Here is a 15,288-nt window from a genome sequence, read left to right as displayed (position 1 = left end):
AAAACCTTGAAGCACTTTTAATCCGTAAGTTGCATACACCAACTATAACGCTGAGTGCCTACCCCGACTGTTTGTGGGGTGCCTGCGGCAACCTACAAACGCATTGGCATGACCACATACAGGCAACGGGCATCCGTCTGTGACTCGATCAACGCACTGCTGTTAGGGTTCGACAGCGTGACCTTTACCTGGTCATCATCCAACGCGTTCATGACGTCTATCAAATAGCCAACGTTGAAACCGATTTGCAGGGTTTCACCCTGATAATCTACCGGCAACGCATCTTCCGCCTGTTCCTGGTCCGGGTTGTTGGCAAACACCTGGAGTTCATTAGGGCCCAGATTCAAACGCACACCGCGAATGTTTTCATGGGACAGAATACCGGCCCGCTGCAGAGTGTTCTTCAGGGTGATGCGGTCAGCCAACACCACTTTGTCGCCACCACGGGGAATAACCCGGTTGTAATCGGGGAACTTTCCCTCGATCAGCTTGGACGTGAACGTGTAAGCACCCACAGTCGCGCGCAAGTGGTTATCGCCAATCACCAGGGTAACCGGTGTGTCCACATCATCCAGCAAGCGCGCAAGCTCTAGCACGCCTTTACGCGGCACAATCACCTGACGCGCCTCCGGGCAACCGGTTTCAACATCTTGATGGGCCATCGCCAGGCGGTGACCATCGGTGGCAACGGTACGAACGTGATCTGCTGCAACTTCCAACAGCAAGCCGTTCAAGTAATAACGAACGTCCTGCTGAGCCATGGCGAACGCGGTGCTATCAAACATACGCCGCAGTTCTTTTTGCGGCAGCTCCAAGCGAAAACTCTCGGCTTCGTCTTCCACATTCGGAAAATGCTCGGCCGGCAAGGTCGCCAGAGTAAAGTGGCTTTTGCCACAACGCAGATGCAAGCGGTCGCCTTGCTGATCCAGCTCGATGGGCGATTCCTCACCCAACGCGCGGCAAATATCCGCAAGCTTGCGTGCCGGCACCGTTATACGCCCAGGCTGATCTATATGAACCGGAGTGATACGCGCTACCAGCTCCACTTCCATATTGGTGCCGGTCAGGGTCAGGGTGTTGTCCTCGGCTACCAGCAACACGTTGGAGAGCACGGGCATGGTCTGTTTCTTTTCCACCACGCCGGCAATGCTTTGCAGCGGGGTGAGCAGGGATTCACGGCTGATCGTCAGTTTCATGGCACTCAACATTCTTTTGGTGAAATTTGTCAGGGTTCAAAGCCGATAGACAGAACACGGTAGCGCGGCTGTCAACTGGTCAATAACCGCATAAAGTTCTGGTAGTCTTCCCGTATACCCGGGTCACTCTCCTGCAGTTCTATTATTTTTTTGCAGGCATGAAGCACTGTGGTGTGGTCTCGGCCACCAAAAGCACCACCAATCTCCGGCAAACTGTGATTCGTCAGCTCTTTCGACAATGACATAGCCACCTGGCGCGGACGAGTCACATTACGTGTACGGCGCTTGGAATGCAGATCCGCCACTTTAATTTTGTAATATTCCGCGACCGTACGTTGAATATTATCAATACTGACCTGTTTTTCATGAAGTGCCAGCAAATCTTTCAGGCTTTCGCGAATAAACGGCGGCGTGATTTCCGAGCCCGTGAAGTGAGCGTTGGCAATTACCAGGCGTAAAGCCCCTTCCAGTTCGCGCACGTTGGAACGGATTTTCTGAGCAATAAAAAAAGCCGCTTCGCTGCTGAGCTTCACGTTCACCTGCTCAGCTTTTTTCATCAGGATCGCCACCCGTGTTTCCAGCTCTGGGGGTTCAACCATCACCGTCAAACCCCAGCCAAAGCGGGACTTCAGTCGTTCTTCCAGATCCACAATTTCTTTCGGGAATCGGTCACTGGTCACGATGACCTGTTGGCCACCCTCAAGCAACGCGTTAAAAGTGTGGAAGAATTCTTCCTGAGAGCGCTCTTTTCGGGCAAAAAACTGAATATCGTCAATTAGCAGAGCATCTACCGAGCGATAATAACGTTTAAATTCGTTGATGGCGTTTAACTGCAGTGCTTTTACCATGTCCGCCACAAAACGTTCTGAACGAAGATAGGCGACCTTCGCATTCGGATTGCGACGCACAATTTCATTGCCCACCGCGTGCATCAAGTGGGTTTTACCCAGGCCAACACCGCCGTATAAAAATAGTGGGTTATAAGCACCGCCAGGGTTTTCTGCGACCTGCATAGACGCAGCGCGAGCCAACTGGTTGGACTTGCCCTCAACGAAGGTCTGAAATGTGAATGTTTCGTTCAGGAAGCTCTGGTGCTTTATATCGCCTTCAACCTGAGCGCCGGGACGGGTACCCGATGTTCTTGGACGCGAAGCAGCTGGCGCGGTTACCGGCGCTGCCGGCCTAGTCTGCTGGTTTGCCGATTCACCGCGATCGTCTTTTACCAACGGTCTGGCGTTGGTTGCTGTTGGCTCGGAACGCTCTAAACCATCGGCTTTGGGCGCAGAACCCACCTTCATACCCACTCTGGGAGCATGGCCGCCATTCAGCTCTTTCAATATTTCTTCGATACGGCGAAGGTATTTTTCATTTACCCAGTCCATTACAAATCGGTTCGGAGCAAAAAGAACCAATTGGCCATCACGCAAATCTGGCTGCAAAGGACGCAACCAGGTATTGAACTGCTGTGCCGGAAACTCGTCCCGGAGTACTTCAAGACATTGCTGCCACATACCGTATCGGCACCACCTGATAACAAAACACTGCGTTTTTCTGAGGCCTTGAGATTTTTACACCACGAGCCTTTGAAGAGAACTCGCGATTCTACCCTGCCGAGACCACCAGTAAAAGCACTCGAAGCAATTCATAAACAGCCTGTGGATAAAAATAATAATATATTTCATAATCTTATAAACTTACTGACAGCCTTGTGTACAGAAAATAAAAACACAAATGTTATGCACAGAGGTGTGTGTACATCTGCCACTGGCCCCTGTGGAAAACCTGGGCACACAAGGTGCATAACTAACCTGATTTTCCTGATCTAAAGTTATCCACAATTTGCATCACCCTTATCCACAACCCTCACTGGCACTTGTTATCACCTTCGCCAACTGGACAACCACATGATTTATATCGTTTTAAACTCCTTATCCACAGAAAAAGGCCTGTGTAATAACAGTAGTATTCAATCTTTAAAGAGAATTATAAAAGAACAATTACTACAGTTAACTGAACGTGTTTTATGTTTTTTTGCACAGACGGCGTGCCAGCTGAAAAGGGAAATTAACCAGGCTCAATAAACTTATTTCGGCATCCGTGAAAACAACCCGTTTATTAGCGTTGAATTTCCACTAGGATTTGCATAGAATGCCGCTCCTGTTTTGGTTGTTCATTTTCCAACCACAGACTGAATTCCTAATCCAGAATTGTGAGATCATTCCCATGAAAAGAACGTTTCAACCAAGCGTACTGAAGCGTAAGCGCGTTCACGGCTTTCGTGCCCGTATGGCCACTGCAAATGGCCGTAAAGTTCTGGCTCGCCGTCGTGCAAAAGGTCGCGCACGTCTGTCTGCGTAATTTTTGGTCTGCCTCATGAAGGCTTTGAACTTTCCGAAATCACATCGCCTGCTCAAACCGGCTGATTACGGCAAAGTCTTCGATGACGTGCAACTGAAAGTTCCTCACCGGAATTTTCTGATTCTGGCAACGCCCAATTCTCTGGGACATGCCAGAATCGGTCTTATATTTGCAAAAAAGAACTTGAAACTGGCTGTTCAGCGCAACCGTGTTAAACGCCGAATTCGTGAAACATTCAGGTTAAAACGGCAACTCCCGGCACTGGACATCATTATTCTTGGCCGTCAGGGCCTAGCACAGTTAGACAATAATCAGGTCAATCTAGCCCTGCTGGATCTCTGGCAGCGACTGGAACGCAAATACAGCAAACTGCAATCCTCCCCGGCGTCCGTAGCCTCTGTAACACCTGGCAAAGCAAAAGGAACGGAATAATGCGCCAGCTTTTGCTACTGCCCATTCGTTTTTATCAGTATTGTCTCAGCCCGGTGCTACCCAGCCGTTGCCGCTATTACCCCACCTGTTCAGATTACGCTGCCCAAGCTATTACCCAGCACGGCGCCGCTAAAGGCTCTTCGCTCGCGTTAAAACGATTGCTGCGGTGTCATCCGTGGGGGAGTTCCGGTTATGATCCGGTTCCGGGCACCTGCTCTGCCAAGCACCATCAAGTTCCAACAACTCACGAACCCAGACAGTAAATTTATGGATATTAAACGCATCGTACTTTTTGCCGGCCTGGCGATCGTCAGTTATCTGATGGTGCTCGCTTGGAACGAAGACTATCACCAGCCTGTACCAGTCGCTCAAAACAGTGAGCCTGTAGACTTTTCCGCCAACAGTAATAGTGAAAACATGACGCTGCCCGAGGCAGGTGGCGCCAATATTGACAACTCCGGTGAGTTAGCCACGCCAGAGAACAAGACTGCGCTAAGCGGCACGAATAGCACGAACAGTGGTAGCATTAGCAATCAATACGTTCACGTAATAACAGATGTGTTTGACATCACCATAGACCGTGTCAGCGGTAATCTTATCAGCAGCTCCCTTCTGCAGTATGACAAGGAACTGAACGGTAACGAGCCATTAAAGCTCTTGTCGAATACCCAAAACCGGCTATACGTGCTGGAAAGCGGACTCATAGGTCGAGATGGCCCGGATAACAGCCGTAATGGCGATGTACCGGTGTACAGCTCACCTCAGACTAGTTACCAGATGGCTGAAGGTGAAAATCAGCTGGCAGTGGATTTAAATTACACCACTGGCAGCGGCGTAAACATTATCAAACGCTTCACCTTCAACCGCGACGACTATCAGATTGGTATCCGCTACTTGATCGATAACCAATCAGAAAGTGAGTGGCAAGCGAACTTTACCGGCAAAATTGTGCGTGACCAGGCCGGTGATCAAACGTCCCAAAATAGCATGGGTATTAAAGCTTTCTTGGGATTAGTCGTCAGCACGCCTGAAGATCCTTATGAAAAGTATGACTTTGACGATCTTAAAGACAAACCAATCAACCAGTCTGTCACCAACGGCTGGATGGCGTTTCTGCAGCATTATTTCCTGACAGCCTGGGTACCAGAGCCAAACCAGCAGGCCCAGTTCCAAACCACACGCCGCGGCCCCTTGGCTGTTATGGGTTTTGTCTATCCAGCAACGAACGTACCTGCTGGGGAAACCGTTGAAGTAGGCGCATCGGCGTACGTTGGTCCAAAAATTATTGACCGACTGGAAACGGTAGCTCCAAATCTGGACCGTACCGTGGACTTTGGCTGGCTGTTCTTCATATCTTTACCGTTGTTTGTTGTGCTGAATTGGTTCCACGGAATCATCGGTAACTGGGGTGTGTCGATTATACTTTTGACCGTGTTGGTTAAAGGCCTGTTCTTCCATCTGTCAGCAACCAGCTACCGCTCTATGGCACGAATGCGCGCGGTAGCGCCTAAGTTGGCTCGTATGAAAGAACTGTACGGTGATGACCGCCAACGTATGTCCACAGAAATGATGGCGTTGTACAAGCGTGAAAAAATCAACCCGTTGGGCGGCTGTTTGCCCATACTGGTGCAAATGCCGGTGTTTATTTCCTTATATTGGGTTCTGTTTGAAAGCGTACAGCTGCGCCACGCACCTTTCGCGCTGTGGATTCACGATTTGTCGGTGATGGACCCGTACTTCATTTTGCCGATTATCATGGGTGCCAGCATGATGCTGCAGATGCACCTGAACCCCACGCCGCCAGACCCCATGCAGGCCAAAATCATGAAGTTGATGCCGGTCGTATTCACCATCTTCTTCCTGTGGTTCCCGGCAGGTCTGGTACTGTACTGGGTAGTGAACAACGTTCTGTCTATCAGTCAGCAGTGGTACATTACTCGCAAGATTGAAGCTCAAATGGCGGAAAAAGGCACTAAATAGTCTAATCAGTCAGGTTATCCAGCAAGGGCTCCGTTATGGGGCCTTTGTTGTTTCAGTACTCTGAAAAACCAAGCGTTATAAACGATCTTTTCCCGCTCATATTGCTCTGGAGCTGCAGCCATGAATCACCCCACAGAAACGATTGCAGCCATCGCCACCGCACCCGGCCAAGCCGGCGTCGGCATTGTGCGGGTTTCTGGTCCCCAGGCGACCGTTATTGCCTTCAGCCTGCTGGGTTACGCACCTAAACCGCGCTATGCCCACTACGGCCCGTTTAAAGACCGTCAAGGCGAGTTGATCGATGAAGGTATTGGCCTGTTTTTTCCAAACCCCCACTCGTTCACCGGCGAAGACGTGTTCGAACTCCAGGGCCATGGCGGAACCGTTATTCTGGACCTGCTGCTAAGGGAGGTGTGCGCCCTGGGTGCAAGGCTGGCCAGGCCTGGAGAATTCTCCGAGCGAGCCTTTCTTAATGACAAGCTCGACCTGGCCCAAGCAGAAGCCATTGCCGATCTGATTGAAAGCAGCTCTGAACAGGCAGCCAGATGCGCGGTGCGTTCTATGCAAGGCGTGTTCTCGCGGCGTATTGAAACGCTGGTGGACGCGGTTACCCACCTACGGATTTATGTGGAAGCCGCTATCGATTTTCCGGAAGAAGAAATCGACTTTCTGGCCGATGGCAAAGTCGCCACCGGTCTTCAGAATCTGCGGGACCAGCTTCAGGGCATCATGCTGGAAGCCCAGCAGGGCACTATTTTGCGGGATGGCATGAAAGTAGTGATTGCCGGTAGGCCCAACGCCGGTAAATCAAGCCTGTTGAACGCTCTTGCTGGCCGTGAGGCGGCCATTGTGACTGCCATAGAAGGCACTACCCGCGACGTTTTGCGGGAACACATTCACATTGACGGCATGCCGCTGCACATCATCGACACCGCCGGCTTGCGCGATAGCCCAGACGAGGTGGAGCAGATTGGCATTGCCCGCGCATGGGATGAAATCCGCCAAGCCGATCGCATACTGCTCATGGTGGATGCCACCACCACTGATAAAACCAGCCCTCATGAAATCTGGCCAGATTTTATTGACCAGCTGCCAGCTGCAGCGCCGATTACGGTCATCCGCAATAAGGTGGATTTATCGGGTGAAAGCGTAGGCTTATTTGAAATATCCCCACAACAGGCCCCGGTTGTCCGCTTGGCAGCAAAATCCAGCGCGGGTTTGGACGCACTCAGGGATCATTTAAAGCAGTGTATGGGCTTCGCGAGCACCACTGAGGGTGGTTTTCTGGCCCGCCGCCGTCATTTAGACGCGCTCGAACGAGCCGCCGATTTTCTGGTGCAGGGCCAGGCTCAGCTTGAAGGCTATGGCGCTGGGGAACTGTTAGCGGAGGATCTTCGGGCTGCGCAGGATGCACTGGGAGAAATTACCGGACAGATAACGCCGGACGAGCTTTTAGGCAAGATTTTTGGCTCTTTTTGTATTGGAAAATAAGTATGGTAGCGACCACTACAATTTCGTTTGATAAGTGTTAGAAAAGGGGTCGTCATTTTAATTCCTTTAAAATTGATCAAATGGTTTCAGGTAGCTGCGGCCAGCCATTCCGGGACTTGTTCGCCTGCATGGCCACTGCATGCGGCATTAACACACGCGGCCAGGCTGCCAAAATGCACCTTTCGCCCTGTCAGGTTAGGGGCGTAGTGGGCGTACTTTCCTGAGTTCGTCATCAGCGTCCGGGCTGTTGACGATATGACAGGTTCGCCAATCATGCACCAGCAAGTGTCATTGATCAGCAACGCACCAAACGTCTCTAATCTGCTGATGTAACCCGCCGCACGTGCCTGTTCGTGAACGGCACGGCCTAATGTCACTGCCATGCAAACATTGATGTCCTTTTCGCGACCATCGCGGTCTGTCTGACTGAGTTCGACTGTTGAGCCTTCAGTAATGCTTTGCTTATCATCCGCAGAGTCCCGGCTGTTTTCAGCCTGACTGTCAGAAACGCTCAGTTGCGTTCCCTGAAGGCGACCAAACTGAGCTCGCTCCAACGTCGCAAATGACTCTGTATCAAGATAGAGAACGGGGATCGACTGTTTGAATAACACGTCAGCGATTATGACACCGAGAGTAAGGATTTCCTCTCTTTCAGAAAATACTAGGGCTGCCGGTGCATGACCGTTTGTTATCAACTCAAGCAACACGCTGCTGCCGGTGCAAGAGCCCCTCCCACCGGGTATGGCTAAAATCTTTCCAGTTATATTTTGACCGCTTAACGAGTGGTGCCGATCTATAACCTCACCCGTGGAAGAGTGAATTCCACCCCAAAAGCTAATACCAGCGTCGGCATACAATATCTCACCTTCAGCTTTACCATTGACTAAGCTGCGTCCAAAAAGTGAAAAGTCAGACATCCACTACTCCATTTCAATAAGCATTGTGTTGAAGCTTGGTGCTACTCTGGCTAGTCAGGGGGAAATAGTGATGCACTGAACACCCTGTTACGACACTGACCCACAGACTGCAAAATAAGGGTGGCAAGGTCGATAAAACTGTCGTTGACTCCCCGAACACAATCAGTTGCTGGTCGCTTTTCCCAGAAGCTCACTGCCAACGTGCTGGATGTTCGCTGCAAGGGTGTTACGGAAGCGGCTGAAACTGGGCGCAATTCAATACCACCGTGGCCATATAACCATCATCGACAGGTCGGCACTCGAGGCGCTTAATTGTGAATGCTACGCGGTGGTTGAGAGAGAAACTGAACGTCTGTCTTCCTACGGCACCATTCTTTAGGCCAGTTATCGTGGTTTTCTGCCAAGGCTACCCCGCTTCTGGCGTCGGTTGGCTGGCGTTTCAGGCTTTTAATGCTATACATGGCCTCATCCGCTGTTTTTATCAGCGCCTTGGCGGTCTCGCCATTTTCCGGATATATACTAACGCCGATACTTAGCTGAAGCGCAATGTTCTGCCCCTCAACTACCATGGGCATCGCCGCCGTTTTACTTATTTTTTTGGCAACAGAAAACGCTTGAATCGGCTGCTCAATTTCGCTCAGTAACACCGCAAATTCGTCACCACCGTAACGGCAAATTATATCCGTTGATCGTACACAGCTTCGAAGCCTGCCAGCCAGTGTGGTCAAAACCGCGTCACCACTATCATGGCCAAAAACATCGTTAATCTGCTTGAATTTATCAAGATCAATAAACAACAATCCCATTTGTTTCTTATGCCGTTTTGCGAGCGCAAGGGACTGTTCAAAACGCTCGTAAAAGGCGTTGCGATTGTGCAGGCCAGTTAAGGTATCGTGTTGTGCAAGGTACGCCATGCGGGAGGTGGTTTCGTTAGAAAGCTGCGCGTCGTGAAATACAATCACCGCTCCGATAACCACGCCATCGCGGTTGCGAATAGGTGCTGCGGAATCTTCTATAGCGACTTTTGAGCCGTCTTTGGTTATTAGCAAAGTGTTTGCTGCAAGGGCGACGATACTGTTTGACTGAATAGCCCGTTGAGCTGGGTTCGTCACGGGCTTGAGGCTTGTTGAATCCACTACCTGGAAAATTTCGCTCAATGGTCGCCCGATGGCTTCGTTAAAGTCGAAGCCGGTCAACGCCTGTGCCACCAGGTTCATGTAAGACACCAGGCCATCAATATCAACACTCACCACGGCATCGCCAATGGAGTTGAGCGTGACCTGTGCCCGTTCCTTTTCCTCGAACAATTGTTCCTCGGCCACTCTCCGTGCTTTCTCATGGAGTTTATAGACGCTTATATCTTCAATCGCATGCACGTAACCACTACCCGGAATGTGGTCCGTCACCAGTGCCGCGTTGTGGCGTGTCCAGACAACGTCGCCATTGCGAAGTGCTACTCGTGCTTCGAATAGAAAGTCACCTTGCCCCGACACCGCCGTTTCCCAATGGCTAATGGCTTCGTCGCGATCCTGCGGATGGATAACCAAGCTCCAGTGTGAGCCGATCAACTCATCGCTGGACCAGCCGCACAGCTTTTGATAGGCGGCGTTGCTGTAAAGGCAATTGCCATTCTGATCGGTCACCAGAATGCTCAGAGGCAGTTCATCACTCAGCGGAACGCGTTCGCCAAAGACGGGCTTCAAGGTTTTGCCACCTGTTGACTGAAAAACATTGAAATACTGCGGCAGGCTTCACTAATCTCTTTAATGATGAGGTCAGCGCGGGATAACCGCAGGCGAACGAAGCTCATGATGTCTGCGTCTATATCATCACATCGTATGTTCCGAGCTGTCCAACACTTGACAGCGAGTTCGGTCAAAATGGAGAAATTTTAACGCAACAAGATTATTAAACGAGATAAAAATACTCACTGTTTTTTTGCCGTCCGGTCGCTACCGCACACCAAAAAATTTCCTTTTCTCAATCGTTCAGGGTTCACTATTCCGGCGCCATAATGTGGTTGACGGCGTGGTAATCACCCTGGTAAATATTACTCAAACTAAAGGCAACAAGCCTTGAATTTCCTGCCGCTGCCACAGGGGCAGGGCTCATTGCGACCGGGTTTCAGAACGCCCTCGTGGGGCTCGCCCTGCAGGTAATACCAGCGGCCATTTTCCCGCACAAACTGCGAGTGTTCCTGTAAATAACCCCAGCCCGGATGCAGCCGGTAAATGGCCTGAAAGTGTACCTTACCGGTTTCGCCCGTTTGACTGCTGCTCAAAATACGCAGAGCCGCCCAGTCTGGCGCGTCGTCCAGATTCAGCGTTGGTGGCCGGGTGCTGTAATGCCAGCTGACGCGCACATAGTCGCCAAGTTTGAGTGCAAACCCACTGAAACGAGAGCGCATCAACGCTTCGTGTGTGGGCGCAGGGGTGCCCTCGTGGTAGCGCTGACAGCATTCGGCGTAGGTCTTCTGGCCGTCGCAGGGGCAGTGTGGGATAGTAGATAACTCAAGCATTATGATGGCGCGTTTACCATGGTGGTTAGGCTACAGTTCATAAAGAGTATAACAGCCCGTTAAACACCGTCTCGTTAACCGATGTATTCAGCGACAAAAGGACCTATTTACAGCATGTTTACTCACATAAAACGTTTTCCCGCACTTACCCGCGTAACCGGCCTATTGTGTCTGCTGGTGTTGTTCAGCGGCTGCAGCTCCATGTACTACAGCGCCATGGAACAAATAGGCGTAGAAAAACGCGATATCCTGGTGGACAGGGTTGGCGAAGCCCGTGATGCCCAAAGCGACGCCCGTGAAACCTTCCGTTCATCATTGGAGCGGTTTCAAAGCGTGGTAGACACGCCTAATACCAGCTTGCAGAAAAAATACGACACAATCAGTGACGCTTATAACAACAGCGAGAACGCAGCAAAACGGGTTCGTGACCGTATCGAATCGGTTGAGAATGTATCGGCGGCTTTGTTTGATGAGTGGGAAGACGAGCTGAAGCTGTATAAGAGCGCGGCTTTGCGCGAGAACAGCGAGCGGCAGCTGGATGAAACCCGCGAGCGTTATAGCAGTCTGATGAGCAGTATGCGTCAGGTTGAAAAACGTATGGGCCCGGTGCTGCAAGCGTTTGAAGATCAGGTTTTGTTCCTGAAACACAATTTGAACGCCCAGGCGATTGGCGCTTTGGAAGGCGAGCTTGGGCAGATTCGCCAAAATGTAGACAGCCTGATTCGCGATATGGAAGCGTCCATTGCCGAGTCTGAGGCGTTTATAAAGCAGTTTCGCTAAGGCGCCCTTTAACCGGGCGCAATGTGCGGCGCGGCTGTTTTCAGCTCTCGCCGCGCACGATGCCGCAAGCGGCATGTGAGTGATAAAAGTGTGACCCATTCTGTGCCGTCAACCGCGGTAATATTTCAGCGCTGTGGAGTCCTGGTGTAAACTTGCGGCCCAACCCTCTTAAAGCCGCCCGTCACCCGCAACGACAGGACGACAAAAACAAGGACACAGCGCCATGAGTGATACCCCCCAAGACCCTCGCCGCCGTTATTCCGCCCCGGTTGTAGACGGTGTGGCTAAGTCCGCCAGCCGTTCCATGCTGAGGGCCGTCGGTTTTAACGACGAAGATTTCAGTAAACCGCAGATTGGCATTGCGTCTACCTGGAGCATGGTCACCCCGTGTAACAGCCACATCAACGAACTGGCCGACATTGCTTGTAAGGGTGCAGACCAGGCCGGTGGCAAAGGCGTTATTTTTAACACCATTACTATTTCTGATGGCATTGCCAACGGCACCGAAGGCATGAAGTATTCCCTGGTGTCGCGGGAAGTCATCGCCGACTCCATTGAAACTGTGGCCGGTTGTGAAGGTTTTGACGGTCTGGTAGCCATTGGCGGCTGTGACAAAAACATGCCTGGCTGCATCATGGGTCTGGCGCGGCTTAACCGGCCCAGCGTGTTTGTTTACGGCGGAACTATTTTGCCCGGCGAAGGCCACACCGACATTATTTCCGTGTTCGAAGCGGTGGGCGCCCATGCCAAGGGCGAACTGTCGCTGATTGAAGTGAAGCAGATTGAAGAAACCGCTATTCCCGGCCCCGGTTCCTGTGGCGGCATGTACACCGCCAACACCATGGCGTCGGCCATAGAAGCACTGGGTATGAGCCTGCCCGGCAGCTCGGCGCAGAACGCAGTGTCGAATGACAAAAAAGCCGACTGCGAAGCCGCCGGCGCCGCGGTCATGAATCTGCTGGATCGGGATATCAAACCCTCCGACATCATGACCCAACCCGCCTTTGAAAACGCTATCACTGTGATCATCACTCTGGGTGGTTCCACCAACGCTGTACTGCACCTGATTGGCATGGCCCACACGGTGGGTGTAAAGCTGACTCTGGATGATTTCACCCGTATCGGTAAAAAGGTTCCATTGCTGGCAGACCTGCGCCCCAGCGGCCACTACATGATGAGTGAATTGGTGGCCATTGGCGGCATTCAGCCGCTGATGAAAATGCTGCTAGATGCCGGCATGTTGCACGGCGACTGTCTGACGGTAACCGGCAAAACCCTAGCGGAAAACCTGGCCACAGTAGAACCCTACGCCGACGGCCAGAAAATCATCATGCCTCTGGATCAGCCGATCAAAGCGGAAAGCCATCTGCGCATTTTGTTTGGTAATCTGGCGCCGGAAGGCTCCGTGGCAAAAATTACCGGTAAAGAAGGCACCCACTTTAAAGGTCGGGCACGGGTGTTTGGTTCGGAAGAAGAAGCCCAGGCGCGAATTCTGGATGGCACCGTGGTGGCTGGCGATGTGCTGGTGATCCGCTACGAAGGCCCACGCGGCGGCCCTGGCATGCGCGAAATGCTGTCACCCACCTCGGCGATTATGGGCCGTGGGCTGGGCAGCGATGTGGCCTTGATAACCGACGGTCGTTTCTCCGGTGGTAGCCACGGCTTCGTAGTAGGCCACGTTACTCCGGAAGCGTTTGATGGCGGCCCTATTGCCCTGGTGCAAGACGGCGACGAAATCGTAATTGACGCTGTGGCCGACAGTATTGAGCTGAGCGTCAGTGATGACGAACTGCAACGCCGCCGTGAAGCTTGGCAGCAACCGCAACCGCGCTACACCCGCGGTGTGCTAGCCAAGTACGCGCGCACCGTAAGTTCGGCGTCGACCGGTGCAGTGACGGATCTGCCCGAGCTCTGAGGACAAGCTCGGCGCCGTTACCGCAGATAGCGGTACGGCGCCGAGTGTAAATTGTCGAAATCTTCACTATGAAAACCAATGGTAGTTAACGAAAAAGCGGCTTTAAACGACATCAGTCAAGCTCTTTGCAACCGCTTTGCGCTCTAATAGAGCCCACTCTTAGAGTGCACTCTAAATTACCAAAACCCAAGAACACGTTCAGGTGCCTATTAATGTCACTCTCAATGTCACTCTCCCTAGCTGTGGCTGCCCGGCGCTGGCCGGTATTCCTTCTCAGTGTATTTTTTACCCTATTTGCTTTTAGTGGTTCTGCCTTGGCCGCACCGGCCGAGACCATGGACTTGACCAACCATCCGGTGGGCTACATTGCCATCCTGCTGTTTGTGATTGCCTATATTTTCGTCATGATGGAAGAAAAGCTGCATCTGCGAAAATCCAAGCCGGTGTTGATAGCCGCTGGTTTGATCTGGTTTGCGGTAGCCGCTGTTTACGTGGCCAATGGTGATAACGAAAGCACCGCAGTGGCACTTCGCCACAACTTGCTGGAGTTTTCCGAGCTGATGCTGTTTTTGTTGGTCGCGATGACCTACATAAACGCTATGGAAGAGCGGCAGTTGTTTGACGCCTTGCGGGCCTGGTTGGTGGGCAAAGGTTTCAGTTACCGGAGTCTGTTCTGGATTACCGGGGTGTTGGCATTTTGTATTTCGCCGGTAGCCGACAACCTGACCACCGCTTTGCTGATGTGCGCGGTATTGCTAAAAGTGGGTGAGAACAGTCCGAAATTTATCAGCCTAGGCTGTATTAATATTGTTGTTGCGGCCAACGCCGGTGGTGCATTTTCGCCCTTTGGCGACATCACCACGCTGATGGTGTGGCAAAAGGGCGTCGTTGATTTCATGGAGTTTTTCGACTTGTTCATACCGGCGCTTGTGAGCTTTATGGTACCGGCCATCATCATGAGTTTCTTTCTTCCCAATGACATGCCCAACCCGGCGACGGAAGCGGTCATTATGAAGCGCGGTGCTCGCCGCTGCGTTGCCCTGTTTTTGCTGACCATCATCACCGCTGTTAGTGGCAGCAACTTCCTGCACTTACCACCGGTGGTGGGCATGATGATGGGTCTGGGGTATCTTCAGATATTTGGTTATTACCTGAGCCGGACTTTCAAACAACATGTGGAAAATGAACGCAAACGGGCTGAGGTGCACCAGGACTTCCGCTTGCTGACCCGCCTGGACAAGGCGTTGCCGTTTAACGTGTTCAACCCGATTGCCCGTGCTGAATGGGACACCCTGTTGTTTTTCTACGGCGTGGTATTGGCGGTGGGTGGCCTTGGTTATATTGGTTATCTGAGCGAAATTTCGACGCTTATTTACACTGGCTGGAACCACACCCTGGCTAACGCTGCGGTGGGTATTTTGTCGGCGGTGGTGGATAACATACCGGTGATGTTCGCGGTGCTGTCAATGAACCCGGACATGTCCCACGGCCAGTGGCTGCTGGTTACCCTGACAGCGGGTGTAGGCGGTTCCCTGCTGTCTATTGGCTCAGCGGCCGGTGTGGCACTGATGGGCCAGGCCCGTGGCCATTACACCTTTATGAGCCACCTGCGCTGGACTCCGGCTATTGCCTTGGGCTACGTGCTGGCCATATTTTCCCACCTTTGGCTTAACGCTGCTCTGTTCTGAAACTCTGGCGCCC

At 52.0% G+C, this 15,288-nt stretch carries 13 protein-coding genes and 1 pseudogene; 9 read left to right on the top strand and 5 right to left on the bottom strand.

All coding sequences use genetic code 11. The annotated features are described in order from the left end of the window. Positions 1-92: 92 nt before the first annotated feature. Complete coding sequence (gene dnaN, locus MIH18_RS13210) at positions 93-1,196, bottom strand: DNA polymerase III subunit beta (RefSeq protein WP_249006954.1); 1,104 nt, start codon at positions 1,194-1,196, stop codon at positions 93-95. A gap of 71 nt (positions 1,197-1,267) precedes the next feature. Next, positions 1,268-2,707 (bottom strand): chromosomal replication initiator protein DnaA, encoded by a 1,440-nt coding sequence (gene dnaA / locus MIH18_RS13205; RefSeq protein WP_249006953.1) that lies wholly within the window; start codon positions 2,705-2,707, stop codon positions 1,268-1,270. Positions 2,708-3,419: 712 nt separating this feature from the next. On the opposite strand from dnaA, the gene rpmH reads away from it, so the two are divergent. From rpmH to mnmE, 5 genes are all read left to right on the top strand, one after another. Beyond that, positions 3,420-3,554: a 50S ribosomal protein L34 gene (rpmH, locus tag MIH18_RS13200; RefSeq protein WP_026224022.1), complete on the top strand. Its 135-nt coding sequence runs from the start codon at positions 3,420-3,422 to the stop codon at positions 3,552-3,554. A 15-nt stretch (positions 3,555-3,569) separates the two neighbouring features. Further along, positions 3,570-3,986 carry a ribonuclease P protein component gene (rnpA, locus tag MIH18_RS13195; RefSeq protein WP_249006952.1) on the top strand — a complete coding sequence of 139 codons (417 nt, stop codon included), beginning with the start codon at positions 3,570-3,572 and terminating at the stop codon, positions 3,984-3,986. Then, on the top strand, positions 3,986-4,249 hold the full coding sequence (yidD, locus tag MIH18_RS13190; RefSeq protein ID WP_249006951.1) for a membrane protein insertion efficiency factor YidD: 264 nt from the start codon (positions 3,986-3,988) through the stop codon (positions 4,247-4,249). Before rnpA ends, yidD begins: the two co-directional genes overlap by 1 nt. A 4-nt stretch (positions 4,250-4,253) precedes the next feature. After that, the gene (gene yidC / locus MIH18_RS13185) at positions 4,254-5,966 is read left to right on the top strand and encodes a membrane protein insertase YidC (RefSeq protein WP_249006950.1); all 1,713 of its coding nucleotides are present in this window, start codon (positions 4,254-4,256) and stop codon (positions 5,964-5,966) included. A gap of 120 nt (positions 5,967-6,086) precedes the next feature. Continuing rightward, positions 6,087-7,457 carry a tRNA uridine-5-carboxymethylaminomethyl(34) synthesis GTPase MnmE gene (mnmE, locus tag MIH18_RS13180; RefSeq protein ID WP_249006949.1) on the top strand — a complete coding sequence of 457 codons (1,371 nt, stop codon included), beginning with the start codon at positions 6,087-6,089 and terminating at the stop codon, positions 7,455-7,457. Between the two features lie 86 nt (positions 7,458-7,543). On the opposite strand, the gene MIH18_RS13175 is transcribed toward mnmE, so the two are convergent. Continuing rightward, positions 7,544-8,374 (bottom strand): DUF126 domain-containing protein, encoded by an 831-nt coding sequence (locus MIH18_RS13175; protein WP_249006948.1) that lies wholly within the window; start codon positions 8,372-8,374, stop codon positions 7,544-7,546. Positions 8,375-8,554: 180 nt separating this feature from the next. On the opposite strand from MIH18_RS13175, the pseudogene MIH18_RS13170 reads away from it, so the two are divergent. Further along, positions 8,555-8,753, top strand: a pseudogene (locus MIH18_RS13170) (Crp/Fnr family transcriptional regulator); the annotation flags it as partial. Here the strand turns inward: MIH18_RS13170 and MIH18_RS13165 are convergent. After that, the gene (locus MIH18_RS13165) at positions 8,683-10,077 is read right to left on the bottom strand and encodes a diguanylate cyclase (protein WP_249012586.1); all 1,395 of its coding nucleotides are present in this window, start codon (positions 10,075-10,077) and stop codon (positions 8,683-8,685) included. The pseudogene MIH18_RS13170 and the gene MIH18_RS13165 sit on opposite strands and share 71 nt — an antisense overlap. A gap of 356 nt (positions 10,078-10,433) precedes the next feature. After that, positions 10,434-10,892, bottom strand: coding sequence for a YchJ family metal-binding protein (locus tag MIH18_RS13160; RefSeq protein WP_249012585.1), 459 nt, complete (start codon positions 10,890-10,892; stop codon positions 10,434-10,436). Positions 10,893-11,006: 114 nt separating this feature from the next. Between MIH18_RS13160 and MIH18_RS13155 the strand changes: the two genes are divergently transcribed. The 3 genes from MIH18_RS13155 (at position 11,007) to nhaD (ending at position 15,275) form a co-directional block, all read left to right on the top strand. After that, a complete protein-coding gene (locus MIH18_RS13155; protein WP_249006945.1) occupies positions 11,007-11,672 on the top strand; it encodes a DUF2959 domain-containing protein in 666 nt (221 codons plus the stop codon). Between the two features lie 223 nt (positions 11,673-11,895). Then, positions 11,896-13,587 (top strand): dihydroxy-acid dehydratase, encoded by a 1,692-nt coding sequence (gene ilvD / locus MIH18_RS13150; RefSeq protein ID WP_249012584.1) that lies wholly within the window; start codon positions 11,896-11,898, stop codon positions 13,585-13,587. Between the two features lie 212 nt (positions 13,588-13,799). Then, a complete protein-coding gene (gene nhaD / locus MIH18_RS13145) occupies positions 13,800-15,275 on the top strand; it encodes a sodium:proton antiporter NhaD (protein ID WP_249006943.1) in 1,476 nt (491 codons plus the stop codon). The last annotated feature ends 13 nt before the right edge of the window (positions 15,276-15,288 follow it).

The organism is Marinobacter sp. M3C (assembly GCF_023311895.1).
Classification (GTDB): Bacteria; Pseudomonadota; Gammaproteobacteria; order Pseudomonadales; family Oleiphilaceae; genus Marinobacter.
The sequence above is the reverse complement of the archived record's forward strand: the minus strand, read 5'-3'. Positions and strand labels throughout refer to the sequence as shown.

Coding starts and splice junctions, on each gene's coding strand:
- dnaN (WP_249006954.1), bottom strand. CDS start 1,196: ATGAAACTGACGATCAGCCGTGAATCCCTGCTCACCCCGCTGCAAAGC.
- yidC (WP_249006950.1), top strand. CDS start 4,254: ATGGATATTAAACGCATCGTACTTTTTGCCGGCCTGGCGATCGTCAGT.
- nhaD (WP_249006943.1), top strand. CDS start 13,800: ATGTCACTCTCAATGTCACTCTCCCTAGCTGTGGCTGCCCGGCGCTGG.
- yidD (WP_249006951.1), top strand. CDS start 3,986: ATGCGCCAGCTTTTGCTACTGCCCATTCGTTTTTATCAGTATTGTCTC.
- rpmH (WP_026224022.1), top strand. CDS start 3,420: ATGAAAAGAACGTTTCAACCAAGCGTACTGAAGCGTAAGCGCGTTCAC.
- mnmE (WP_249006949.1), top strand. CDS start 6,087: ATGAATCACCCCACAGAAACGATTGCAGCCATCGCCACCGCACCCGGC.
- MIH18_RS13155 (WP_249006945.1), top strand. CDS start 11,007: ATGTTTACTCACATAAAACGTTTTCCCGCACTTACCCGCGTAACCGGC.
- dnaA (WP_249006953.1), bottom strand. CDS start 2,707: ATGTGGCAGCAATGTCTTGAAGTACTCCGGGACGAGTTTCCGGCACAG.
- MIH18_RS13175 (WP_249006948.1), bottom strand. CDS start 8,374: ATGTCTGACTTTTCACTTTTTGGACGCAGCTTAGTCAATGGTAAAGCT.
- MIH18_RS13160 (WP_249012585.1), bottom strand. CDS start 10,892: ATGCTTGAGTTATCTACTATCCCACACTGCCCCTGCGACGGCCAGAAG.
- ilvD (WP_249012584.1), top strand. CDS start 11,896: ATGAGTGATACCCCCCAAGACCCTCGCCGCCGTTATTCCGCCCCGGTT.
- rnpA (WP_249006952.1), top strand. CDS start 3,570: ATGAAGGCTTTGAACTTTCCGAAATCACATCGCCTGCTCAAACCGGCT.